The organism is Methylobacterium sp. FF17 (assembly GCF_025813715.1).
Classification (GTDB): Bacteria; Pseudomonadota; Alphaproteobacteria; order Rhizobiales; family Beijerinckiaceae; genus Methylobacterium; species Methylobacterium flocculans.
Map to the genome: position 1 here is coordinate 5,022,208 of NZ_CP107532.1, position 24,392 is coordinate 5,046,599.

General features: G+C 69.9%; 21 protein-coding genes, 1 tRNA gene and 1 other RNA gene. 12 read left to right on the top strand and 11 right to left on the bottom strand.

Going from position 1 to position 24,392, the window contains the following annotated elements; translation table 11 throughout:
- Position 1: 1 nt before the first annotated feature.
- The 3 genes from OF380_RS24050 to OF380_RS24060 all read left to right on the top strand — a co-directional run bounded on the left by OF380_RS24050 (position 2) and on the right by OF380_RS24060 (position 5,124).
- Positions 2-640: a TetR/AcrR family transcriptional regulator gene (locus OF380_RS24050; RefSeq protein WP_264048162.1), complete on the top strand. Its 639-nt coding sequence runs from the start codon at positions 2-4 to the stop codon at positions 638-640.
- Positions 637-1,869, top strand: coding sequence for an efflux RND transporter periplasmic adaptor subunit (locus tag OF380_RS24055; RefSeq protein WP_264048163.1), 1,233 nt, complete (start codon positions 637-639; stop codon positions 1,867-1,869). Before OF380_RS24050 ends, OF380_RS24055 begins: the two co-directional genes overlap by 4 nt.
- 153 nt (positions 1,870-2,022) lie before the next feature.
- Positions 2,023-5,124, top strand: a complete 3,102-nt coding sequence (locus OF380_RS24060; RefSeq protein WP_264048164.1) for an efflux RND transporter permease subunit — start codon at positions 2,023-2,025, stop codon at positions 5,122-5,124.
- Between the two features lie 75 nt (positions 5,125-5,199).
- Here the strand turns inward: OF380_RS24060 and OF380_RS24065 are convergent, their stop codons facing one another.
- The 3 genes from OF380_RS24065 to OF380_RS24075 form a co-directional block, all read right to left on the bottom strand.
- Positions 5,200-5,463, bottom strand: a complete 264-nt coding sequence (locus OF380_RS24065) for a hypothetical protein (protein ID WP_264048165.1) — start codon at positions 5,461-5,463, stop codon at positions 5,200-5,202.
- 200 nt (positions 5,464-5,663) lie between these two features.
- Positions 5,664-6,158 carry a hypothetical protein gene (locus tag OF380_RS24070; protein ID WP_264048166.1) on the bottom strand — a complete coding sequence of 165 codons (495 nt, stop codon included), beginning with the start codon at positions 6,156-6,158 and terminating at the stop codon, positions 5,664-5,666.
- Between the two features lie 382 nt (positions 6,159-6,540).
- A complete protein-coding gene (locus OF380_RS24075) occupies positions 6,541-6,960 on the bottom strand; it encodes a VOC family protein (RefSeq protein ID WP_264048167.1) in 420 nt (139 codons plus the stop codon).
- A 287-nt stretch (positions 6,961-7,247) separates the two neighbouring features.
- Here OF380_RS24075 and OF380_RS24080 point away from each other — a divergent pair, with 287 nt between their 5' ends.
- Positions 7,248-7,958 (top strand): sigma-70 family RNA polymerase sigma factor, encoded by a 711-nt coding sequence (locus tag OF380_RS24080; protein ID WP_264048168.1) that lies wholly within the window; start codon positions 7,248-7,250, stop codon positions 7,956-7,958.
- A gap of 9 nt (positions 7,959-7,967) precedes the next feature.
- Here the strand turns inward: OF380_RS24080 and OF380_RS24085 are convergent, their stop codons facing one another.
- Both OF380_RS24085 and ctrA read right to left on the bottom strand, forming a co-directional pair.
- A complete protein-coding gene (locus tag OF380_RS24085; protein ID WP_264048169.1) occupies positions 7,968-9,179 on the bottom strand; it encodes an MFS transporter in 1,212 nt (403 codons plus the stop codon).
- A 572-nt stretch (positions 9,180-9,751) separates the two neighbouring features.
- Positions 9,752-10,453, bottom strand: coding sequence for a response regulator transcription factor CtrA (gene ctrA, locus OF380_RS24090; RefSeq protein ID WP_264048170.1), 702 nt, complete (start codon positions 10,451-10,453; stop codon positions 9,752-9,754).
- Between the two features lie 245 nt (positions 10,454-10,698).
- On the opposite strand from ctrA, the gene OF380_RS24095 reads away from it, so the two are divergent.
- Together OF380_RS24095 and OF380_RS24100 are read left to right on the top strand one after the other, a co-directional pair.
- Complete coding sequence (locus OF380_RS24095) at positions 10,699-10,920, top strand: hypothetical protein (RefSeq protein WP_264048171.1); 222 nt, start codon at positions 10,699-10,701, stop codon at positions 10,918-10,920.
- Positions 10,921-11,005: 85 nt separating this feature from the next.
- Positions 11,006-12,307: an NRAMP family divalent metal transporter gene (locus OF380_RS24100; RefSeq protein WP_264048172.1), complete on the top strand. Its 1,302-nt coding sequence runs from the start codon at positions 11,006-11,008 to the stop codon at positions 12,305-12,307.
- Between the two features lie 55 nt (positions 12,308-12,362).
- On the opposite strand, the gene OF380_RS24105 is transcribed toward OF380_RS24100, so the two are convergent.
- Both OF380_RS24105 and OF380_RS24110 read right to left on the bottom strand, forming a co-directional pair.
- Complete coding sequence (locus OF380_RS24105) at positions 12,363-13,484, bottom strand: HD domain-containing phosphohydrolase (protein WP_264048173.1); 1,122 nt, start codon at positions 13,482-13,484, stop codon at positions 12,363-12,365.
- Positions 13,485-14,186: 702 nt separating this feature from the next.
- Positions 14,187-14,263, bottom strand: a tRNA-Arg gene (locus OF380_RS24110).
- A 440-nt stretch (positions 14,264-14,703) separates the two neighbouring features.
- Here OF380_RS24110 and OF380_RS24115 point away from each other — a divergent pair.
- Together OF380_RS24115 and OF380_RS24120 are read left to right on the top strand one after the other, a co-directional pair.
- Complete coding sequence (locus OF380_RS24115) at positions 14,704-15,090, top strand: hypothetical protein (protein ID WP_264048174.1); 387 nt, start codon at positions 14,704-14,706, stop codon at positions 15,088-15,090.
- 41 nt (positions 15,091-15,131) lie between these two features.
- Complete coding sequence (locus OF380_RS24120) at positions 15,132-15,806, top strand: hypothetical protein (RefSeq protein WP_264048175.1); 675 nt, start codon at positions 15,132-15,134, stop codon at positions 15,804-15,806.
- A gap of 301 nt (positions 15,807-16,107) precedes the next feature.
- Here the strand turns inward: OF380_RS24120 and ssrA are convergent.
- From ssrA to OF380_RS24140, 4 genes are all read right to left on the bottom strand, one after another.
- Positions 16,108-16,475: a transfer-messenger RNA gene (gene ssrA, locus OF380_RS24125) on the bottom strand.
- A gap of 5 nt (positions 16,476-16,480) precedes the next feature.
- Positions 16,481-16,831, bottom strand: a complete 351-nt coding sequence (locus tag OF380_RS24130) for a hypothetical protein (protein ID WP_264048176.1) — start codon at positions 16,829-16,831, stop codon at positions 16,481-16,483.
- Complete coding sequence (locus tag OF380_RS24135; RefSeq protein ID WP_264048177.1) at positions 16,812-17,003, bottom strand: hypothetical protein; 192 nt, start codon at positions 17,001-17,003, stop codon at positions 16,812-16,814. The genes OF380_RS24130 and OF380_RS24135 overlap by 20 nt, the downstream gene beginning before the upstream one ends.
- A 142-nt stretch (positions 17,004-17,145) precedes the next feature.
- Entirely contained in the window at positions 17,146-18,318 is a 1,173-nt protein-coding gene (locus tag OF380_RS24140) for a zinc-dependent alcohol dehydrogenase (RefSeq protein WP_264048178.1), read from the bottom strand.
- A 293-nt stretch (positions 18,319-18,611) separates the two neighbouring features.
- Between OF380_RS24140 and OF380_RS24145 the strand changes: the two genes are divergently transcribed.
- The 4 genes from OF380_RS24145 (at position 18,612) to topA (ending at position 24,362) form a co-directional block, all read left to right on the top strand.
- Complete coding sequence (locus OF380_RS24145) at positions 18,612-18,818, top strand: hypothetical protein (protein ID WP_264048179.1); 207 nt, start codon at positions 18,612-18,614, stop codon at positions 18,816-18,818.
- A 190-nt stretch (positions 18,819-19,008) separates the two neighbouring features.
- The gene (locus OF380_RS24150) at positions 19,009-19,392 is read left to right on the top strand and encodes a response regulator (RefSeq protein WP_264048180.1); all 384 of its coding nucleotides are present in this window, start codon (positions 19,009-19,011) and stop codon (positions 19,390-19,392) included.
- A 97-nt stretch (positions 19,393-19,489) separates the two neighbouring features.
- Positions 19,490-21,397 (top strand): AI-2E family transporter, encoded by a 1,908-nt coding sequence (locus OF380_RS24155; RefSeq protein WP_264048181.1) that lies wholly within the window; start codon positions 19,490-19,492, stop codon positions 21,395-21,397.
- Between the two features lie 160 nt (positions 21,398-21,557).
- Positions 21,558-24,362, top strand: coding sequence for a type I DNA topoisomerase (gene topA / locus OF380_RS24160; protein WP_264048182.1), 2,805 nt, complete (start codon positions 21,558-21,560; stop codon positions 24,360-24,362).
- Positions 24,363-24,392: the final 30 nt, after the last annotated feature.

Here is a 24,392-nt window from a genome sequence, read left to right on the forward strand (position 1 = left end):
GATGGCCGCCCCGGTCGCGACTTTCATCGACGCGCGGGGCAGTCAGGCCGCGCGCCGGGAGCAGATCCTGGACGCCGCCTGCGCCTGCTTCGTGCGTAACGGCTTCCACCGCACCACGATGCAGGACCTCGCCCGCGAGGCCGGTATGACGGCGGGCAACTTCTACCACTACTTCCGCTCGAAGGAGGCCCTGGTCCTCGGCCTCGTCCAGCGCGAGCGCGAGGGCGGCGCCCTCCTCGTCACGCAGTTGCAGCGCGAGGGTGACCGGCGCAGCGCGCTGTTCGGCGTTCTGGGGCAATATTTCGGGGCGCTGACCCGGGAGGCGGCGGTGCTGCGCCTGGAGATCTGGTCGGAGGGCACCCGCAACGCGGCCATCGCGGCCCTGACGGCGGAGACCGAGGCGGAGGCGCGGGCTTGGTTCGAGGAGACCTTCGCAGCCCTCGCCACCGCGCCGGATTGCGACCCGCCCGCCCTCTACGCCCTGGTGGCGCCTCAGCTGAAGGGACTCGTCCTCAGCCGGGCCATCCTTCCCGATTTCGACACGGGGGCCGCGATCGCGCAGATCCAGGCCCTGATCGAGGCCGGTCTGGCAGGCCGCCTCCCCCGCACGCCCGATGCCGCCCAGGAGCTCCAGCGATGATCCCGCCGCGCGTCCGTCTCGCCCTGCTGGCCCTTTCCCTGGGGCTACCGACGGGGGCATCCTTCGCGAATCCCGCTACGCCCCCCGCCCGGGCGAGCCTCGTGCCCGCGATCAGCGTGGTCGAGGCCAGGCGGCGTGAGGTCGTCGAGACGGTGGTCGTCACCGGCACCCTGGTCCCCCGCGACGAGATCCTGGTGACGCCGGAGATCGAGGGCTACCGGGTCACGGAGGTGCTGGTGGAGGAAGGCGCGCGGGTGGCGCGGGGCCAGGTGCTCGCCCGCCTCTCGCACGACCTCGTCGATCGGCAACTTGCCCAGCAGGCCGCCCTCGTGGAGAAGGCGGACGCCGCCGTTCCCCAGGCCCAGAGCAGCATCGAGCAGGCGGAGGCCGCCGAGACCGAGGCCCGCCTCGCCTTCGACCGCGCTCAGCAGCTCCTCAGGACCGGCAACGCCACCGCCGCCATCATGGAGGGCCGCACCGCGACCCTGCGTCAGGCCGAAGGCAAGCTCGCCTTCGCGCGCAATGGCTTGCGCATCGCCCGGGCGGAGCTCGCCCAGGCCCGCGCGGTGCTGGACGAACTCAAGCTGCGCCTCGCCCGCACCGAGATTCGCGCGCCGGAGGCCGGTATCGTCAACCGCCGCACCGCCCGCGTCGGGCTCGCCGCCTCGGCCGCGGCCGAGCCGCTGTTCCGCCTCATCGCACGGGGCGAGATCGAGCTGGAGGGCGAGGTCATCGAGACCAAGCTGCCGCGCCTGCGCGAGAATGCCCCGGCCTGGATCGAGCTCGGCGACGGCACCCGCATCCCCGGCACCGTGCGCACGGTCTACCCGGAGGTCGACAAGGCCACGCGCCTCGGCAAGGTCCGCGTCCGGCTCGAGGCCGATCCGCGCCTGCGCATCGGCACCTTCGCGCGGGGCGCCGTCGAACTCGCCCGCACCCGGGGCGTGACCGTTCCGCAGGCCTCCGTGCTCTACGGCGGGGGGACGCGCAGCTCCGTGCTCGTGGTCACGAACGACGTGGTGGAGGCCCGCGCGGTCCGCACCGGCCTCTCCGACGACGACGACATCGAGATCCGCTCCGGCCTGAGTGACGGCGAGCGCGTGGTCGCCCGCGCCGGCAGCTTCCTGCGCGACGGCGACCGGGTCCGCCCCGTGGCGCTCGCGGCACCGGAGCCCGCCCTCGCCGCAGGCCCCTCCCCGCGCGAGACCGCGGACGCCGGAACGCCCTGAGCAGGTGCCGCGCGCGGGTGCGTCCCTCATCCGGGAGAGGGGGACACGCGGGCCGCATCCACGACCCGTGAACCGGCGCGCCTTCCAAGAAGGGGCGGCGTGATCCGCCGGACAAGCCATGAACCCTGAACGCAATTCCCGCCGAGTCGCCGCATGCGCCTGAACATCTCCGCCTGGGCGATCCGCAATCCGATCGCACCCCTCGTCCTGTTCATGGTGCTGATCGTGCTCGGGCTGGTCAGCTTCCGCAGCCTCGCGGTGACGCGGATGCCGAACGTCGACGTGCCGATCGTGTCGGTGACGATCACGCAGTCGGGTGCCGCGCCGTCCGAGTTGCAGACCCAGGTAACGAAGTGGGTCGAGGATTCCATCGCGGGCGTGCGCGGGGTCAAGCACATCACCTCGGCGATCACCGAGGGCTCCTCCGTCACCACCGTGGAGTTCCGCCTGGAGGTGAACACGGACCGGGCCGTCAACGACGTCAAGGACGCGATCTCGAAGATTCGCATCAACCTGCCCCGCACCATCGACGAGCCGGTGATCCAGCGCGTCGAGATCACCGGCCTGCCCATCCTGATCTACGGCGTGAAGTCCCCCGGCATGAGCCCGGCCGAGCTGTCCTGGTTCGTGGAGGACAAGGTCGCGCGCAGTCTCCAGGGGGTGAAGGGGGTGGGCGGCGTCGAGCGCGTGGGCGGCGTCGCCCGCGAGATGCGCGTCACCCTGCTCCCCGACCGCCTGCTGGCCCTCGGCATCACGGCGGCCGACGTGAACCGGCAGCTGCGCCTGACCTCGGCCGACATGGCGGGCGGGCGCGGCGAGGTCGGCGGACGCGAGCAGTCGATCCGGACGCTGGCCGCATCGCGCTCGCTGCGCGATCTCAAGGCCACCTCCATCGTGCTGCCCGGCGGCCGCAAGGTCCGGCTGGACGACCTCGCCACGCTCGAGGACTCCATCGAGGAGCCCCGCACCTTCGCGCGCTTCAATGCCGAGCCGGTGGTGGCCTTCGCGGTTTCGCGCGGCTCGGGCGCCAGCGACGCTGAGGTCGCGGCCGGCGTCGAGAAGAGGATCGCCGAGTTCAAGTCGGCCTATCCCGACATCCAGTTTGAAACCATCGATTCCTCCGTTTCGGCCACCATCGGCAGCTACGACTCGGCCATGCACACCCTGATCGAGGGGGCGGCGCTCGCCGTGCTGGTGGTGTTCCTGTTCCTGCGCGACTGGCGCGCGACGCTGATCGCGGCGATCGCCCTGCCGCTCTCCGTCTTCCCGACCTTCTGGGCGATCGACGCGATGGGCTTCACCCTCAACGGCATCAGCCTGCTCGCCATCACGCTGGTGACCGGCATCCTCGTCGATGACGCCATCGTGGAGATCGAGAACATCGTCCGGCACATGCGGCTCGGCAAGTCGCCCTACCGCGCCGCCATTGAGGGGGCCGACGAGATCGGGCTCGCCGTCGTCGCCATCACCGCGACCCTGATCGCGGTGTTCGCACCGGTCTCGTTCATGGGCGGCATCGCGGGCCGCTACTTCATGCAGTTCGGGCTCACCATCGCGGTCTCGGTGTTCATGTCGCTCCTGGTGGCGCGGCTGATCACCCCCATGCTCGCGGCCTACTTCCTGCGCGACCACGAGCACCGGGAGGAGCGCGAGGGTTGGGTGATGCGCGCCTATGGACGCCTCGTCGGCTGGTCGGTGCGCCACCGCTTCATCACCCTGATCGTGGGGGTGGCGCTGTTCGCCGGCTCCCTCGCCTCCACAGGCCTGCTGCCCTCCGGCTTCGTGCCCAAGCAGGACAACGCCCGGACGCTGTTCATGGTGGAACTGGCGCCCGGCGCACGGCTGCCCGACACCATGGCGGTCTCGGACCGGGTGGTGGCGCGCATCCGCGCCCTGCCGGAGGTGGTCTCCGTCTTCGTCGACGGCGGCCGGCAGGCCGGCGGCAAGCGCGAGACGCGCCTCGCCACCCTCATCGTCAACCTGACGCCGAAGAACGCGCGCGCGCGCAAGCAGGCCGCCATCGAGACCGAGATCGCGGGTCTCCTCGCTGAGGAGCCCGACATCCGCTCCTGGACGCTGCGCGACGGCGGCCAGCGCGACCTCGCCCTGGTGGTGGGCGGCCCCGACGCCGAGGTGGTCGCGGAGGTCGCCGCGCGGCTCCAGCGCGACATGGCGGCGATCCCCCATCTCGTCTCGGTGATGTCGACCGCCCCCCTCAACCGCACGGAGGTTCGAATCCGGCCGAAGGCGGGGGCGGCGGCCGATCTCGGCGTCTCCACCGACACCATCGCGGAGACGGTACGGGTCGGCACCATCGGCGACATCGGCCTCAATCTCGCGAAGTTCAACGCCCCTGACCGGCAGGTGCCGATCCGGGTGCAACTGCCCGAGAGCGCACGGGGCGCGGTCTCGCGCCTGGAAAACCTGAAGGTGCCGGCCAAGAACGGGGCCGCGGTGCCGCTGGCGGCGGTCGCCGATATCGAACTCGACCAGGGCCCCGGCGCCATCGAGCGCTACGACCGGGTGGTGCGCGTGGCGGTGGAAGCCAACATGGAGGGCTCGGATGCGCTGGGCTCGCTGATCGCCCAGGCGCTCGCGACTCCGACCGCAAAGAATCTGCCGCCGGGCGTCACCATCCGCCAGACCGGCGACGCCGAGATCATGGCCGAGGTGTTCTCGGGCTTCCTGATGGCGATGGGGGCCGGGATCATGATGGTCTACGCGGTGCTCGTGCTGCTGTTCGGCTCGTTCCTGCAGCCGCTGACCATCCTGTTCTCGCTGCCGCTGTCCATCGGCGGCGCGATCCTGGGGCTCCTTCTCCTCAACATGCCGATCTCGATGCCCGTCGTGATCGGCATCCTGATGCTGATGGGGCTGGTGACGAAGAACGCGATCATGCTGGTGGATTTCGCCGTCGAAGAGATGGCGCGCGGCGTTGACCGGGTCACCGCCATCGTGGATGCGGGCCGCAAGCGCGCCCGGCCCATCGTGATGACCACCATCGCGATGGCCGCCGGCATGGTGCCCTCCGCCATGGCCCTCGGGGTCGGCGGCGAGTTCCGCGCCCCGATGGCCGTGGCGGTGATCTCGGGCCTGATCGTCTCGACCCTGCTCTCGCTCGTGTTCGTGCCGGCGGTGTTCCTGCTGATGGACAGCCTCGGCGCCGTCCTCGGCCGCCTGTTCGGCCGCTTCGTCGGAGCCCGCGACGAAGCCGCTCCGGACGCGCTGCCCCACGCGGCCGTCCCGCATCCCTGACGCCAGACCTCACGGAGGGGCCGATCCCGCCGGTCCCAGTCGGGGTCACGCGATGCGATCGTCCTCCGTCCGGGCTCACCCGGTCGGCTGGAGCCTCGAATCCACGAGGCCGGCCGCGACGCGCAACGACGGAGTGCCGAGGGGACCGGCCTGCAGCCGCGTGACCAGGGCCGCGAGTTCGTCGGGTGCGTCGGCGAGGTCGGGCAGGCCGAAGGCGCAGTCGAGGGCGGGCCGAATACTGCGCAGGAAGCTCGGCGGCGTCGGATCGCGCGTCGCCGCCTCCCCGTCGGCCCGCGGCCACAGGAGCGTTCCGAAGGTGTCTGTCGCGAGGGCGAGCATGGCGTCTTGTGGGGTGCGAGGCACGCCTCGGCGCAGCGGCGGTCGACCGGCTGGGATCGACCGCCTCGCGAAGGCCGCCCAAGCTAAGCCGTATCACCTGAACCGGAGTTGAAGCGGGGCGGGCTTTCGGCAGTCCGTTCCGCACGACGGGTAAAACCCGTCCCTGCAAAGGCCCGCTTGACCCGACGGTCCTCGCGCCCTCAGGCCGTGCGTCCCGCACGCGCCGAAGCCTCCGCCCGGCGGACGAGCGCCAGGGCCAGTCCCGCCGCCACGGCATCCTCGGTCAGGCCCCGCGCGAAACCGGCGGCCGTGCGGGACGTGGGCCCCCGCGCGGCGCGTCCGAGGAAGGTGCCGAGAACCGCCCCCGTCAGTCCCGCCACGGCCCCGCCGATGGGAGAGGTCCGGCGCCCGGAGAGCGCCGCCCCGCCCGCGGCGCCGATCGCCAGGCGCGCCGCGAAGGACGGGGGAATCCTGCGATCCGGCGCGAACGGCATCTTGTCGCCCGCCATCTCGCCGAGGGCAGCTGCGAGGGTCAGACCCCGGGCCACCGGACCGGCTGGAATCCACCCGGCCCGGGTCCCGCCCGGCGCAGCGGCCTGATGCGCGGCAGCGGCATGGGTCAGCACGGCGCAGGCGGTCATGCTGCGCAGGCCCGTGACGAAGCCGAGGCCGAAGGCGGTTCCGAGATCCTGCATGCTGTCGTTCCTGTCCGCCCGACGCGGAGCCGCGAGGGGGGGCCTCACGCGACCCCATGCCGGCGCAGGCCACCGGGTTTCCAACCGGCCCTCGCGGGAAAGGTTCGGCGGGCAAGGGGCGCCGCCCGTGGTCGGGACGTCCGACCTCGGCCTGTCCGGTGCCGGATCGCCCCTGTCGAATCGTGCCGCGCCCTCGGACTCTCGACGTCTTCGCTGTCATCGAGCCGCGTATCGGCTTGGCCGCCATCATCGTACGCTTCGAATGGCGAATGCTTCGCGTGAGGATCATGCCGCGGGACGGCCCTGGTCTCGCCGGTCTCGGGCATGGCCGGCGTCACGCTCGGGGTGCAAGGCTCAACCTGCAAGGCTCAATGTGCCAGGCTCAGCGAGCCTGACAGTTCATCGCCCAGATCACGCCGAAAGGGTCGCGCAGCTGCGCGTAGCGGTCGCCCCAGAACATGTCGGTCGGCGGCATCAGCGGGGTCGCGCCCGCCTCCAGGGCGCGCGCCCACCACGCCTCGATATCCTCGACCATCAGGGTCATGGTGTAGCCCTGCGGCGCCCGCAGCGGATGGCCGTGCTCCGGATAGGCATCCGACAGCATCAGCGACGAGCCGTTGACGTAGAGGTGGACGTGCATGGTCCGGCCCTGCTCGTCGGGCGGGATTGCGCTCGCGAGTTCCGCCCCGAAGGCGCGGACGTAGAAATCGGCGGCCTTCAGGGCCCCGTCCAGGGCGAGATAGGCGACGAGGCCACCTTTCACCGGGACGGGGCCGTGCTGCGCGTCGGTCGTCGTGCTCATCGGGGCGTCTCCTCGCCGCCGGTCCTGGATCGCCGGCCTTTCTGCTTGCGCAAGGACACATCAAACCGGCCGGTTCCGACAGGGGGAAGCCGCGTGTTTTTCGGGGTACGCCCCTCGCCACCGAAGACCCGCCGCCCTGCCCGCGCGTGCGCCCCCTCCCCCCGCAGGCTCCAAGGCGGCCGGGACGCGCACGGGCCGCATTAACCAAAAATCAATGTCCGGTTTGGTCCGCGTTCAGATTGGATGGACTCTAAGGTATGCAGTCAATCCCTACTGCCGCGAGTTCGATGACTGCATCCAACACCGCTCCGATCTCCATCGCGACAACCGACGAGGCCGGACCGATCGACATCAACTCCGCGATCCGGCGTCACCTGGGTGCGGAGTTGCAGGAATACTTCGGTCGATCCGCGGTCGAGGTCCTGCCCGAGCGGCTCGCGCACCTGGTCGCCCGCCTCGATGCCGCCCTCGCGGCGTCGGGTCAGGCGGACCTCGCGGGGTTTCGCGACGACATGATCCGGGCGATGCCGGCACTGCGCGCCTTCGCTTTCTCCCTGGTGGGCGAGGGCAGCCGGGCCGACGACCTTGTGCAGGAAGCCCTGGTGAAGGCCTGGGCCAACCGGGATTCGTTCCGGCCCGGCACGAACTTCAGCGCCTGGCTGTTCACGATCCTGCGCAACCAGTTCTACACGGAGATCCGCAAGCGCCGGCGTGAAATCGAGGATGCGGACGGAAGTCACGCGGCCACGCTCACCGCCCTGCCCGAGCAGGAGGGCGTCGTCACCCTCCAGGCCCTGCGCGCGAAGCTGGACCAGATCCCGGAGCTCCAGCGGGTCGCCCTCATGCTGGTGGGGGCCGAGGGCTACACCTACGAGGAGGCCGCCGAACGCCTGCAATGCAAGGTCGGCACCGTGAAGAGCCGGGTCAGCCGGGCCCGCGCCTATCTCGCGGACCTCTTCGCGCTCGACGAGACCGGCCCCTGGAAGGCCCTGCCCTGAGCCGGCCGCTCACTCCCTCGGACGGCGCACGGCCCGGCCGGCGACGATGAGCGACAGGCCGACATTCAGCACCGCGACGGCCAGCATCAGCTCCAGGAGGACGTCGAGCCCGAACCACCCCGCGAGGGTGCCGCAGGCGAGTGGCGTCGCCGCCTGCCCGAGGAGCGGCATCCGGGCGAGGCGCCCCATCACGGCGGCGTAGTCGCCCTGGCCATACAGGGTGAGCGGCAGCGTGCCCCGCACCACCGTGCGCATGCCGTTGCCCACGCCGTAGAGGACGATGCCGAGCCAGGCGAGGCCAGGCGCCGCCACGAGGATGACGAGGCCGAGGCCGACGCTCCCGCTCGACACCAGCAGCGCCCAGACCGGGTGCGCGCGGCGCCCGAACACGAGCTCGAGGATGCGCGCGCCGACCTGCGAGGGCCCGATCAGGGCGCTCAACGCCACCGCCGTGCCGGGGGCGACGCCCTTGGCCTGGAGAATGAGCAGCAGCTGCACCGAGATCGCCGTCATGATCACCGCAGCGCTGGTGAAGGTGACGGCGAGGATACGCTCGCCGGGCAGCGGCCCCTGTCCCGCGGGGCTGACGAGGGGGGCGGCCCCCGCCTTCGGCGCGGGAGCGCCCCCGGCGCCGGTCCCGCGGGGAAGTGCCCAGGCGAAGAGCGGCACCACCACGAAGGCGGCCAGACCTGCATAGACGAGGCAGGTGCCGCGCCACCCCACCGCGCCGACGAGGAAGCTCGAGGCCGGCCAGCACAGGGTGATGGCAAAGCCCGAGGCGATCGCGATCTGCGTCATCGCCCCGCGCGCCGAGGCGCCGTAGGCCTGTCCGATGGCGGCGAAGAGCGGGTCGTACAGGGCGCCCGCCATGCCGATGCCGAGCACCACCCAGGCCAGCAGGAAGGCCGGCAGGTTCGGGCTCAGCGCCAGGAGGACCAGCCCCAGGGCGATGACCAGGGCACCCGCCATCAGCACCGGGCGGCCGCCATGGCGGCGGATCCGGCGTCCGACCCAGGGCGAGAGCAGGCCCGAGACCAGGATCGCCAGGGACAGGGCACCCACCACCGCCCCCTGCGGCCAGCCCGTCCCCTGCACGATGGGGTCGGCCAGCACCGCCATCAGGAAGAAGGTGCCACCCCACAGCAGGATCTGGGTGATGCCGAGTGCCGCGTTACCCGCCAGGGTCGGGGCGTGCTGCGGCGCCGGGGATGGATGGGACACGGGGTGGATCTCCGCGTTCGGTGGCGGGGGACGGGCCCGCGTGTTTGTCGCCAATCGGGCCGTCAGGGAACCCACCCCCGGGTTCCGCGCCTCGCCGTGGAACGGTCCGGCTTCCCGGTCGCGCGGGTCCTGGGGGGCGTGGCTGCGCGACGCGGGCTGCGGCGTCCCCCGGCAGGGGAGCCATCCGGCCAGGGCGACGAGCGCCGTCCGCAGGACGGGCGGGCATGACCACGAGGCCGATCCGCATGGGCCGCCGGGTGATCGTCTGGCCCCGAGCCCTCGGTGCAGGCAGCCGAAGCAGGGTGGCGAGGCAGCCGACGGTCGTGGATCGACCCGGCCGGGCGGATGAGGCCGGGGTCCCTCGACGACCGGGTGGTGGATGTCCCCGAGGGATCGTTCCGGTGAACGCTGCTCGCACGGGAGCGGCCGACCTGCCGGCGGACCGCTACAGTGAGCGCGAAGCGCACGACCCGGATCGCCGCGCGGCGGTCGCGGCCGATAGCGGCTTCGCGCCCCGTCGAACCGGGTCTCGCCGCCCCCCGGGCCAGGGTCGGGGAAAGCGAGGTCTGGCGTCAGCCCGCCATGGCGCGCATCTCGCTCACCCCGTCGTGAAGCACGTATCCGCGTCCCCAGACGGTCTCGATGTAGTTCTTGCCGGAGGAGGCGTTGGCGAGCTTCTTGCGCAGCTTGCAGATGAACACGTCGATGATCTTGAGCTCGGGCTCGTCCATGCCGCCGTAGAGGTGGTTGAGGAACATCTCCTTGGTCAGCGTCGTACCCTTGCGGAGCGAGAGCAGCTCCAGCATCTGGTACTCCTTGCCCGTCAGGTGCACCCGCGCGCCCGAGACCTCCACGGTCTTCTGGTCGAGGTTCACGATGAGGTCGCCGGTGGTGATCACCGACTGGGCATGGCCCTTCGAGCGCCGCACGATGGCGTGGATGCGCGCGACGAGCTCGTCCTTGTGGAAGGGCTTGGTGAGATAGTCGTCGGCGCCGAAGCCGAGGCCCTTCACCTTGTCCTCGATCCCCGCCATGCCCGACAGGATCAGGATCGGCGTCTTGACCTTGGCCACGCGCAGGTTGCGCAGCACCTCGTAGCCCGACATGTCGGGCAGGTTCAGGTCGAGCAGGATGATGTCGTAATCGTAGAGCTTGCCGAGATCGATCCCCTCCTCACCCAGGTCGGTGGTGTAGGTGTTGAAGCTCTCGGACTTGAGCATCAATTCGATGCTCTGCGCGACAGAGGCATCGTCCTCAATCAGCAGCACGCGCATGGGCTAGATCCTCCAAAGATTGAGACTTCCTATACGGTCACTGGCAACAAACCGTTAATGCTCGCCGCCCACGAAGGCGGTCCGGAAGAAAGGCACGGAGGCGAGGCCGATCCCGCGTCCGGGTCTGAGTCCGAACCAGCACAGAACCCTTGGGGAAACCGAAAACCCCTGGACGTGAACAAAAAACATATCTTATCAGTTGATAATATCTTCTCTCAGGAGAAACCCTGAATCAGGGCCGGTGTATGCAGCCATTCATCATCCATGTTCGCGTCCAGACCGACGGTGGAACGCGTACGGACATCCTCCGCTATGCGGTCCTGGCGGCGAGTTCCGAGGAGGCGCTGGAGCGGGTCAGCAACGGGCTCGCCTTCGGCGACCGGGCCCTGATGTCCGACGAGTGCCTGGATCCGGACAAGGCGGCGTCCCTCTCGCTGGCGGCCGGGACGGCGCGCCTGATCGCGTGAGGCCCGAGACCTTCGCCGGGTCGAACTGAACAGGCGCGCCTGCCTCCGGTTGGCCCTCAGCGCACCGCGATTGCGACGAGAGGTCATGGATCAGCCTGTTTCCACGTCGGCCCGGGACGGAGACGTGCCTCGGCGCGACCGGGGCGGCCTGTTGCGGGTCCTCAGCAAGGGGGTGATCACGGGAGCGGCCGACGACGATCCCTCGGCCATCGGGACCTATGCGAGCGCAGGCGCCCGGTTCGGCCTGGGATTCCTCTGGATCGCCCCCGTGGTCCTGCCGATGATGTACGCCGTCGTGTACCTGTCGGCCAAGCTCGGGCAGGTCTACGGCAAGGGCCTGTTCGCCATCGTGCGCGACCGCTATCCGCGCTGGGTCCTCTACCCCCTCGTACTCGGGGCATTCACCGGCAACGTCATCGAGGCGGCGGCCAATCTGGGCGGCATCGGCGCGGCCCTGAACCTTCTGGTCCCGGTCCCGATCGGCGTCATCGTGGTGGCGGCGGCGGCCACGATCCTGGCCTTTCAGCTCTTCGGCTCCTACGCCCTCCTGCGCCGCCTCTTCCGCTGGCTGGCGCTGGCCCTCTTCGCCTATGTCGCGGCCGCCCTACTGGCCCGGCCCGATCCGCTGGAGGTCCTGCGCGGCACCTTCGTGCCGCGGATCCGATTCGATGCGGAGTTCCTGTCCATGGTCGTCGCCTGCATCGGCACCTCGCTCTCGGCCTACATCTACACCTGGCAATCGAACCAGGAGGTCGAGGAGGAGATCGCGCAGGGCCGCCACAGCCTCCGGGCGCGCAAGGGCGCGACCGACGCGGAACTGCGCGGGACCCGCCGCGACGTGATGGTCGGGATGCTGTTCTCGAACCTGATCCTCTATTTCATCATCCTTTCGACGGGGGCGACCCTGCATCCGGCCGGGCAGACCGAGATCGACAGCGCGGCCCAGGCGGCGGCGGCCCTCGAGCCCCTGGCGGGGGTCGGTGCGACGTACCTGTTCGCCCTGGGCGTGGTCGGGGTCGGCTTCCTCGCGGTGCCGGTGATGACCACGGGGGCGGCCTACGACCTCGTCCAGGGGGTCGGCCGGACGGGCAGCCTGCACGCGCGTCCGGGGCAGGCGAAGCTGTTCTACGGCACCATCGCGGCGGTGACGGTGCTCGCGGCGGCGCTCAACTTCCTCGGCTTCAACCCCATGCGCGCCCTGGTCTGGTCGGGCATCGTGCAGGGCTTCTCGGTCCCGCCCCTGCTCCTCCTGATGATGCTGATGACGAACGATCGGGCAGTCATGGGCGACCGTGTCAACGGCCGCCTCACGAACGTCCTGGGCTGGATCACCACGGCCGTGACCTTCGCCGCCAGCCTCTGCCTCATCGCGACCTGGATCGTCTGACGCCGCCCGCACCCGGTCAGAGGGCGGTACCGCGAGCCCTGCACCCGACCCGATGTCAGGCCACCGTCCGGGCCGCCGGATCCAATGCCTCGCGCAGCAGGGCGGGGGTCCGAGCCCAGGGTTCCGTCGCGGTCAGGTGCTGGATGCGGCCCTCTCCACCATCCTTGATGCGTCGAACCTGCTCCGCGCAGCCGCAGAATGCCTCCACGCAGGTCGGATCGAAGTGCCGGCCGGCATCGGCCCAGATGCAGCGCAGGGCCTCGTCGAAGGGCATCGCCGCCTTGTAGGGCCGCTGGCTCGTCAGGGCATCGAATACGTCGGCGACCGCGACGATCCGGGCCGCCAGCGGAATGCGCTCGCCGGCGAGGCCGTTGGGATAGCCGCCGCCGTCCCAGCGCTCGTGGTGCGCTTCGGCGATGGCGGCGGCCAACTGGATCAGCTCCGACGAACTGTTCCCCAGGATACGTCCGCCCACCGAGGTGTGGGTCTGGACGAGGGCGAATTCCTCGGCGTCGAGCCGGCCCGGCTTCAGCAGCACTCCGTCCGGGATGGCGACCTTGCCGACATCGTGGAGCGGGGCCGCGAGGTAGAGGGCGCGGCAGAAGCCCGGATCGAGGCCCATGGCCTCCGCGATCAGCTGGCTGTAGCGCGCGACACGCCAAGTATGCTCGCCCGTATCGTTGTCCCGGTACTCCACCGCCAGCGAGAGCCGGAAGATCAGTTCCGCTTCACGCTCCTGCAACTGCCGGGAGGCCGCTTCGATCTGGCCGTCGAGCCACGCCGCCTGCTCGGCGAGCCGCCGCACGGCGCTCGCGAGCTGAACCAGGTTGTGCAGCCGAATGCCGAGTTCGACATTCGTCATGCCCTTGCTCAGGAAGTCCGTCGCCCCCGCCTTCAGGGCGGCGATCCGCGTCGCCTCGTGGTCATCCCCCGTGATCATGACGATGGGGGCCTGCTCGTAATGTGGGATGCGCCGCATCTGCTCGATGAACGCGATGCCGTCCATCCCCGGCATCTCGTAATCGACGATGATGAAGTCGAAGGCACTCACCTGCGCCTTCGTCAGGGCGAGGTAAGGGTCCTTGACCGCTGTGACCGTCACGTCGTGCTCGCCCTCGATGATGCGGCTGAGCCACATCAGCGTCGTCGAGCTGTCATCCACCAGTAGCGCGTCCATGACCTGTTTCCGCCGTCTTGAGGCTTGGCCGCTGCCGGAACCGGCCGATGCCAGGGCTTCGCGCCGCCGCAGCGGCTGCGATGCATGTTCGATGCGCAGCGCCCGATCTGTGCGCCGGGTTCGTCCGCCGCCCGCGCGCGGGGGAGGCGGACGCCGACGGCGAGGGAAAAGGCGGAGCCGGAAGCGTGGGAGAGGCCGTGCCGGTCCGGACCACCGTGGGCGCGGTCGATCGAAGGACCGCATTCGTCCGTCGCGATCGGTACCGTCGAGGGGCCGGGAACCGGCGGACATTCAAGACCATCGTCATTCCGCGCGGGAATCGGAGTTGAGACGGGATGATCGTGCAACCCGCTTAAAGATTCGTTGTGCGGGTTCACGGACCCCTCAGTCCGCGCGGGTCGCAGGCGATGTCGGCGGGCGCGCCCTCCAGGTCCGCGAGTTCGCCCTCGGTCGCGGGACCGGACGTGGTGCTCTGGTCCCGACGCGTCCGCCGAAGGCTTCGGGGCCGATCACGTCAGGTCGGGGCCCTCGTGCTGCGCACGAACCCTCGGCCGCGCTCTCACGCGCGAGAGGCGGCGGGCGGAGCCTGCGATGTTCCGATGGGGAAGTGTTATCGCGAACAGGGCCTACGCTCGGAGCGCAAGCCAACCCATCCAAGCCGAAGGCACGGTGTGATGGGTTCGTATCGTTAAGTTAGTATGATGGCGCGCCCGAAAGGATTCGAACCTCTGACCCCCAGATTCGTAGTCTGGTGCTCTATCCAGCTGAGCTACGGGCGCCTGCGACCGGGTGGCTCGTCGTTGCCGCCCCGGTGTGAGCGGGTGTTTAGAGGCTCCTTTTTCCGCTGGCAACCCTGGCCGGACAAGTTTTTCGCTCGGGATGTCCGGGACGCCGGCGGACGCGCGGGCGGAAGCATCCGGGCAAAGCCGCCGGCCGGGGCTGCGCATGCGGCTCGGCGGGTAGGCATCGAGGAACGGTAGCCCGGAACACCGAGAGGGGAATCTCCTGCTTCATCATTGCGCCTGAAGGGATTCAAATAGTTTCCTAGGTAAAAGACCGGGAAGCTTGGCTCTGCCTCCTGATCTGTCGGGAGCAATCTTGGCTCTACGGGCGATGGTCTTCTGCGGACGGTGTTGGCATGACCCGTCCGGGAACGCTTTGCAGGGTCGCGGAATTGAGATGGACTTCCGTTCGTCTCAGATTGCCCAAGGAGAATGCCGTGAAACGGTCCCTGACCACCCTCGCCCTCCTGTCGCTCCTCGGCGCGAGCCCGGCCTTGGCCCAGACCACCGTGACCGGCACCCCCGCCCCCGACGCGAAATCCAGCGCCACGTCCGGTGGCCAGGAGGCGGTCACCCGCCCCAACACGGACAAGCCCGATGCCACACAGCCGGGCACGACCCGGGCCGCCGCGAATGCGAAGCTCGAAGAGGGCGCCAACAGCTTCACCGAGGCCCAAACCCATCACCGGCTGACGGAGGCCGGCTACAAGGACGTCAAGGGTCTGACCAAGGACGACAAGGGCATCTGGCGCGGTGACGCGGTGCTCGATGGCAAGCCGGTCAAGGTCGGCGTCGATTTCAAGGGCAACGTCGCCGCGCAGTAACGGCGCCGGCACACGAACCGTCCCAGCAACAGGAGGTTTCCATGGCACAGCAGACCATCACCGCCCTCTACGACGATTACGATGCCGCGAGCACGGCCGTCACGCAACTCGAGGCCGCGGGTATCCCGCATGCCAACATCAGCATCGTGAGCAGCAACGAGGGCGACCGGCACTCTGGTCGTCTGCAGACCACCAACGAGGTCGGTGGTACGGACCACGGTGAGACCGCCGAGAAGGCGTCCGGCGGCGCGGGAACAGGGGCCACTCTCGGGACCGTCCTGGGCGGTGCCGCCGGTCTCCTCACGGGCCTCGGCCTCCTTGCCATCCCGGGCGTCGGTCCGGTGGTGGCGGCGGGATGGCTCGTCACGACCCTGACGGGGGCCGGGATCGGCGCCGCCGCCGGCGGGCTCGCCGGTGGCTTGACCGGTGCGGGCTTGAGCGAGGCCGACGCCCACACCTACAGCGAGGGCGTGCGGCGCGGTGGTACCTTGGTGACGGTGCGGGCCGAGCAGGCTCAGGCGCCGCGCGTCATGGATATCCTGGAGGAGCACGGCTCGATCGACGTCGACGAGCGGGCTCAGAACTGGCGTGCCGAGGGTTGGACGGCTCCGCAGGCCGCCGCCGCCACCTCGCCGGACGCGATCCCGGGCAACGCCCTCGGCGGCGGCGTCGAGGGTCGCAACCGCGTGCGCGCCTACCCGAACACCCCCGTCTGATCCGTACGACGCCCGACGGGCGCGGATAAGGGGCAAGACCCCGGGGCTCGCTGGGCCCCGGGGTTTCGTGGTGCCCGTAGACGGCGGATGGAGCCTTCGCCGCGCGGGGAAAGAGGTTGGTTCGCGGGCTCGATAATTCCGAGGCACGTGCACGAACGATCCCAGCTCTCCCTGAAGCCTTCCAGGCCCCAGGCCGGGCGTTCACTGTCTCGTGTTCCGGGATGGGTCGTGCGAGCCCGCGACGGCCTGCCTCCGGAGGATGAACCTTCGACGGAGGAGAAAAGGTGGGTCCCGGAGCCGAAGCTCCGGGTTCTGTTTCGACGGTTACCCTACCGCAAGATGCTTACGCCGCGAGGCGGGCATCCATGACAACGTTATCGTTGGCATTTAGAGTTTTGGCCAAATGCTCGAAACAGGGGTTGCCTGCGTCGAACCGGTCGAGTCCTTACCGACAGCCGCATCGTCCCGCACCGAAGTGCGCGCGAACTCGCGATCCCTTTACCGCCCAGTCGATCCTATTTCGCCCCCATCAGAAGACCGCCCGCGCATGCGCCGATGGGCTTTTGGTGGAGGCGCCGGAGTACTGCCCTCCGGGTCCTGAAACGTTATTACGAACCGGTCATCAACCGCAGGACTGATATAGGCGATACCGGGGCTCGGGTCCAGCAGGCGCGTTATCCCGCCGCATCGCCTTGCGCTACATACCAGTCGGCATAAGCGGTGTTGCGGGCCATGTGCCGGTTGAGGTCGGGGGCGCCGTCTTCCCACCAGACGGGTCCGCGTTCGCCGAGCCCGTGCTTGGCGGCATCGACGGCGGCGCGGGCCTCGCGCAGCGCGACGGCATCGTCTGCGGCCTTGGCGGTCTTCACCGCGCGGCGCGCGTCCATCAGGGCGGCGACGAGAGCCTCGCGCCGGGCGGGAGCGAGATCGGGGCGGGTCCGGCGCCAGAGCCGTCCGCGTACCACGATGTAGCGGCCATCCGGCGTCGCCAGGGGCGGAGGGCGGCTATCCGACCGCGCGGCCACGACGATGGGCCTGCTCCTCGATCAGGGCTTCCACCGCCGCGATCGTGTTCTCGAGGTCGGCGACGCGCCTGAGCATGCTGTCCGGCGGAAGCATGTCGATCTTCGCCGCCTCGATGATGAGGGTGCGCTGGGCATCCTTGAGGCGTTCGAGGAGGGATTCCAAGTCTGACATGCCATGGGCTTTAGCGGATGCCCGCCCCGGCCCGCAATGCGCGCCGGGGCGTTGCCGTCAAGATATCATCCGATGCCGTCGATCGTGATCACGAAGCCGCTCGCGCGGACCCGGCACGGGAACGGGTTTTCGAGGCCCCGGCTCAGTTGGGATGAAACACCACCTTCACGCAGCCGTCCTTCTTGTCGCGGAAGGTCTTGTAGAGGTCGGGTCCGTCCGCGAGGTCGGCGGAGCGGTGGGTGATCAGCGAGGTCATGTCGAACTTGCCCGCCTGGATCAGCTTCGTCAGCGTCTCGAGGTAGCGCTTCACGTGGGTCTGGCCGCTCTTCATCGTCAGGCCCTTCTGTACGATCGAGCCCATGTTGATCGGCAGCGGGCCGCCATAGACGCCCGGAACCGAGACGATGCCGCAGGGGCGTACCGCCTTGATCGCCTCCGCAAGTACGTAGGGGCGCTCGGTCGAGGTCAGCTTCTCCTGCAGGGTGCTGAGAACCCCGGCGATGCCGTGGCCGGCGGTGGCCTCCATGCCGACGCAGTCGATGACGCCGTCGGCGCCCTCCCCCTTGCTGATCTCCTTGATGCGCTCGAACACGTCCTCCTTCATGAAGTCGATGACGTCGGTGGCACCGTATTTCCAGGCCAGCGCGATGCGCTCGGGCACCGTCTCGATGGCGATGATGCGCTCCGCACCCATGATCTTGGCCGACTGGATCGCGAACAGGCCGACGGGCCCGGCGCCCCAGACCGCGATGATCTCGCCGCCCTTGATCTCGCAATGCTCGGCGGCCTGCCAGCCGGTGGGCAGGATGTCGGTGAGGAACAGGACCGATTCGTCGTCCATGCCGTCCGGCACCTTCATCGGGGCGACGTCGGCCATCGGCACGCGTACGTACTCCGCCTGGCCGCCGGCATAGCCGCCGGTGAGGTGCGAGTAGCCGAACAGGCCGGCCGTGGTGTAGCCGAACTGGGCGGCCGCCATCGCGGCGTTGCGGTTTGAGCGCTGGCAGACCGACCAGTTGCCGAGCCGGCACTGGCGGCATTCACCGCAATTGATGTTGAAGGGTACGACGATCCGGTCGCCCTTCTTGAACTTGGTGAAGCCCGCGCCGACCTCGACGACCTCGCCCATGAACTCGTGGCCGAGCACGTCGCCGCTCTCCATGGTGGGCATCTGCCCGTCCATGAGGTGGAGGTCCGAGCCGCAGATCGCGCAGGACGTCACCTTGATGATCACGTCGCGCGCATCCTCGATCCGCGGATCGGGAACCGTGTCGCAGCGGATGTCGCCCTTGCCGTGCCAGCACAATGCTTTCATCGCGGATCTCCAACCGGCCGGCGCCGGTTCGCGGCGCGCGGGACTCGGAACGTGTGTGGGGAGGGAGGACGCCGGAACGTCGGAGGCGATGCGGGGCCTCCGGGCGGGCGTAGCGGGAACGGGCGTTGCGGGCCTCGGGAATGGCCCCTCGCCGAGAAGGTCGCCGATCCTCGACATGTTCCCTGTCGAATTCCCTGGCGAACGAGGCGCTCCGGCGAACCGGGCCCCGGAACGCCCGCCGCGTCGCGCCCGTTGGCCCTGCGATCCCCGGATGGGGGAGACGGATTCGCCGCATGCTTCTCTTCGCCCTCGCCGTCACGCTCCTGGCTACCCTCGGGTTGATCGCCGTGCGGCGGCGGCATGTGGGGCGCCTGACCTCCTTCGCGACCCTGGTGGCCGCGATCATGCTGATGATCTGGCTGCAGGATTCCGGCCTGCTTCCCGGCATGCAGGGGCCGTTGAGCGGCGAACGCGCCCGCACGAGCCTCGATGCGCCGTAACGGCCGCTGGCGTCACAGCGTCTCGCGGCTGTCGCTGCGTCGCGTCGAATGCCATGGACCGTTCCGGCGCATCGTGCGTTCACAGCACGGCCCGGGCTCGTGTCTTGCTCGGGTGCCAGCACCGCTCCCGCCCGTCCGATGATGCGACGGGCGGGAGCGGTGCTGGCGACGAGCGAGGGGTTCAGGGGTCATGGCGAAAATCCTGCTGGTGGAAGATCACGAGGAGATCTGGGACTTCCTGTCCCGCCGGCTGAAGCGGCGCGGCTACGACGTCATCCTGGCCCATGACGGCGAGTCGGGCGTACAGCAGGCGCGCACCAGCCGCCCCGACGTCATCCTCCTCGACATGAACCTGCCGATCCTAGACGGCTGGTCGGCGGCGCGCGTGCTGAAATCCGGCAGCGACACGCAGGGCATTCCGATCATCGCGCTCACCGCCCATGCCATGTCGGGCGACCGCGACAAGGCGATCCAGGCGGGCTGCGACGACTACCACCCCAAGCCCGTGGATTTCTCCAAGCTGCTGACCCAGATCAGTGCGGCGGTCGGCCCGCAGGCGCCCGCGACCGCCTGAGCGCCCCGCTCCCGCCACGACGAATCCGTCCCTGTCCGCCCGATGCGTGATCGTCGGGCGTCCGCGTCGCTCACCCTGACGAGACCCGAACAGACCGATGAGCGCCGATCCCATCACCGCCCGTCTGCTGCGGCAGGCGATGCCGGTCTTCACGACCCTGGCATCCTGCCTCCTCGTCATCACCATCGCGGCGGCGCTCTATCTCGGGCGCGACATCCTCGTGCCGGTGACGCTGGCGATCCTCCTGAGCTTCGTGCTCGTGCCGGGGGTGCGCCTCCTGCGCCGCATCCGGGTGCCGCGGGCGCTCGCCGTCCTCGTCGTGGTGCTGACGGCCTTCGGGGCGCTGACGGGGGTCGCGCTGCTGATCGCCAATGAGACGGCCCAACTCGCTTCGGACCTGCCACGCTACCAAGTGACGATGCGCGAGAAGATCGCGGCGCTCAAGGAGACGACCGCCGGCAGCGGAACCCTGTCCCGCATGGTCGACATGGTGCAGGATCTCAGCGCCGAACTGCAGCCGGAACTGAAGGCGACGCCGCCCGATGGAGCCGCCGGCACAGCCACCCATCCGCTCCACGTCCAGATCGCGGCGGCCAAGGCCGGGCTGTTCGGCACGCTCGGCACCCTCGTGGGGCCGATCCTGCATCCGCTCGCCACCACCGGCCTCATCCTCATCTTCACGATCTTCATCCTGCTCCAGCGCGAGGACCTGCGGAACCGGGCGATCCGGCTCGCCGGCACGGGCGACCTGCGGCGGACGACGGCGGCCATCGACGATGCGGTCGGGCGCCTCAGCCGGTTCTTCCTGGCGCAGCTCGGCCTCAACATCGCCTACGGCGTGGTGATTGGCCTCGGCCTGTGGTGGATCGGCGTGCCGAACCCCATCCTGTTCGGCGTGCTCGCCACGGTCTTCCGCTTCGTGCCCTACGTGGGCGCCGTGATCAGCACCGTGCTCCCGCTCATCGTGGCCGCGGCCGTGGACCCGGGCTGGACCATGGCGATCGCCGTCGCCATCCTGTTCCTCGTGGTGGAGCCCATCGCGGGCCACGTGATCGAGCCGCTGCTCTACGGCCATTCCACCGGCCTCTCGCCCATCGCGGTGATCCTGGCGGCCACCCTCTGGGCCTTCCTGTGGGGGCCGATCGGCCTCGTGCTCGCGACCCCGATCACGGTCTGCCTCGTGGTGCTGGGGCGCCACATCGAGCGGCTCTGGTACCTCGACGTCATCCTGGGCGACCGGCCGGCCCTGTCGCCGCCCGAGATCTTCTACCAGCGCATGCTGGCGAACGACCCCGCCGAGGCCATCGATCAGGGCCGCATGTTCCTCAAGGCCCGCGCCCTCGTCACCTACTACGACGAGGTGGTGCTGGCCGGCCTGCTGATGGCGCAGGAGGATCTCTCGCGGGGCACCCTCGACCGGACCCGGCAGGACGCGGTCGGCACCGCCCTGCGCACCGTCGTGTCGCGTCTCGGCGCCTTCCCGGTGCGGCGCAAGCTCGGCTCCGGCAGCGCGACGGCGGGGAATTCAGAGACGTCGGCCGCCTTCGACGCCATCGGTCCCGACCGCCAGGTCGCCGCCGTGGTGATGCGTCCGGCCGATCTCGCGCCACGCTGGCAGGCCGCCCGGCCCGTGCTCTGCGTGTCGAGCCGGGGCCCGTTCGATGAGGCGGCGACGCTGATGCTCGCCCAGATCCTCGGCCGCCACGGCCTCGCGGCGGACGTGATGTCGATGGCGGACCTGCGCCGGGGCGAGCGGCCGGCGGACCTCTCCGGCATCGCGCTGGTGTGCTTCTCCTACCTCGAGCCCGTGAGCCTCTCGCAGATCCGGCTCAACGTGCGCCAGGCGCGCCAGGCCATCCCGGGCGTCCGGGTGCTGGTCGGGTTCTGGCGCGAGCGCGACCCCGCCTCCATCGACCGCCTGCGTCGGACGCTCTCGGCCGACGTGCTCGTGACCACCTTGAACGGCGCCCTCGACGCAGCTCTGACCTTCGCCAAACGGGGGTGAGGCCGTGTCGGCGCGGGCCGGTCATTTGACATCCCTCCGGGCTTGACCCACTTCTCCCCGGCGCCGACCCCCTCTCCGGACGGGTGGCGACGCCCCCCCGCACAATCTGCGATCGGTCGTTGCTGCGGGTCAGGCTCTGACGAGAGGCTAGAATCCGCACATGAAAGTCGTCGTCGTCGAGTCGCCGGCCAAGGCCAAGACGATCAACAAGTATCTCGGCCGCGACTACGAGGTTCTCGCCTCGTTCGGCCATATCCGCGACCTGCCCGCCAAGGACGGCTCCGTCGATCCGGAGGCGGACTTCCACATGCTGTGGGAGCTCGACGACCGGGGTTCGAAGCGCGTCTCCGACATCGTCAAGGCGCTCAAGGGCGCCGACGGCCTGATCCTGGCGACCGATCCGGATCGCGAGGGCGAGGCGATCTCCTGGCACGTGGTGGAGGCGCTGACCGCGCGCCGCGCCCTCAAGGGCATGCCGGTGGAGCGCGTGACCTTCAACGCCATCACCAAGGCGGCGGTCGAGACCGCCATGCGCCAGCCCCGGCAGATCGACCAGGCCCTGGTCGACGCCTACCTCGCGCGCCGGGCGCTGGACTACCTCGTCGGCTTCAACCTCTCGCCGGTGCTGTGGCGCAAGCTTCCCGGCGCCCGCTCGGCGGGCCGCGTGCAGTCGGTGGCGCTCCGCCTCGTCTGCGAGCGCGAGCGCGAGATCGAGGTCTTCAAGCCCCGCGAGTACTGGTCCCTGGTGGCGACCCTCACGACGGAGGCCGGCGCCACCTTCGAGGCCCGGCTCACGGGCGCCGACGGCAAGCGCATCCAGCGCCTCGACGTCGGCTCCGGCGACGAGGCGGCGGCCTTCGCGCGCGACCTCGAACTCGCGACCTTCCAGGTCGGCAGCGTCGAGGCCAAGCCCGCCAAGCGCCACCCCGCACCCCCTTTCACGACCTCCACCCTGCAGCAGGAAGCATCGCGAAAACTCGGCATGGCGCCGGCCCAGACCATGCGGGCGGCCCAGAAGCTCTACGAGGGCGTCGAGATCGACGGCGAGACGGTCGGCCTCATCACCTACATGCGGACCGACGGCGTCGACATGGCGCCGGAGGCCATCGAGGATGTCCGTCGGGTCGTTGCGAAGGAGTACGGCGAGCGCTACCTGCCGGGTGCACCGCGGAAATACAGCGTCAAGGCCAAGAACGCGCAGGAGGCGCACGAGGCCGTGCGCCCCACCGACATGAGCCGGCTGCCGAAGACCGTGGCCCGCACCGTCGATGCCGAGCAGGCCAAGCTCTACGAGCTGATCTGGACGCGCACCGTGGCGAGCCAGATGGAATCGGCCGAGCTGGAGCGCACGACGGTCGACGTCGTCGCGCAGGTCGGCCCGCGCAAACTCGACCTCCGGGCGACCGGTCAGGTCGTGAAGTTCGACGGCTTCCTCACCCTCTATCAGGAGGGCAAGGACGACGAGGAGGACGAGGACGGCAAGCGCCTGCCTCCGATGACGGCCGGCGACCCGTTGAAGCGCGAGCGCATCGCCTCGACCCAGCACTTCACCGAGCCGCCGCCGCGCTATTCCGAGGCCAGCCTCGTCAAGCGCATGGAGGAGCTCGGCATCGGCCGGCCCTCCACTTACGCCGCCGTGCTGCAGACTCTGCGCGACCGCGAATACGTGCGCATCGACAAGAAGCGACTGGTGGCCGAGGACAAGGGCCGCCTCGTCACCGGCTTCCTCGAGAGCTTCTTCAAGCGCTACGTCGAATACGATTTCACCGCCGAACTCGAGACGCAGCTCGACCGGGTCTCGAATGCCGAGATCGACTGGCGCGAGGTGCTGCGCGATTTCTGGCGCGACTTCTCCGCCGCGATCTCCGGCACCAAGGAGCTGCGCGTCACCGAGGTGCTCGACGCACTCAACGACCTGCTCGGTGCCCACATCTTCCCCGAGAAGGCGGATGGATCGAATCCCCGCACCTGCCCCACCTGCGGCGCCGGTCAGCTCTCGCTCAAGCTCGGCAAGTTCGGCGCCTTCGTGGGCTGCTCGAACTATCCCGAGTGCAAGTATACCCGCCAGCTCGCGGCGACCGGCGTGGACGGCGACGGCGAGGGCTCGTCCGAGAATGGCGGACAGCCCGGCACCCGCGTGCTCGGCAACGATCCCGTTTCCGGCCTGCCCGTGACGGTGCGCGACGGTCGCTTCGGCCCCTTCGTCCAGCTTGGCGAGGCCTCCACTGAGAAGGAGGCTCCGAAGCCCAAGCGCTCGTCGATCCCGAAGGGCACCAGCCCGTCCTCGGTCGACCTGGAAATGGCGCTGAAGCTGCTCTCGCTCCCGCGCGAGGTGGCCCGTCACCCCGAGACCGGCGAGCCGATCCTGGCCAATCTCGGCCGCTTCGGGCCTTACGTGCAGCACGGCAAGATGTACGCGAATCTCGGCCGCGACGACGACGTGCTGGAGATCGGCGCCAACCGGGCCATCGACCTCATCGTGGCCAAGGAACAGGGCGGGGGCCGGCGCGGGCCGGCGGCCGATCCGGGCCGTCCCCTCGGCGAGCATCCGGAGACCGGCAAGCCCATCGTGGTGAAGTCGGGCAAGTACGGCCCCTACGTCACCGACGGCACCACCAACGCGACGCTGCCCAAGACCATGGCGGCCGAGGCGGTCGACCTCCCGCAGGCGCTCGAACTGATCGCCGCCCGCGAGGCGGCGGGCGGTGGCAAGAAGAAGGCTCCGGCGCGCAAGGCGGCGGGCGCGAAGGCGTCGCCGAAGAAGGCGGCGGCCAAGACGCCCGGCAAAGCTGCCAAGGCCGAAGCTGGGGAGGACGGGGCTGACGGCACGCCCGTGCCTAAGAAGGCTCCCCCCAAGAAGACCCCAGCGAAGAAGACCCCTGCGAAGAAGGCCTCCGCCAAGGCGGCGGCCGATGGCACCGCCGGTGCGGAGCCGGCCGCCGCCACGACGCGCAAGAAGGCGTAGCCCGGAGGGCGTCGGGGCGGGAGCCCCGTC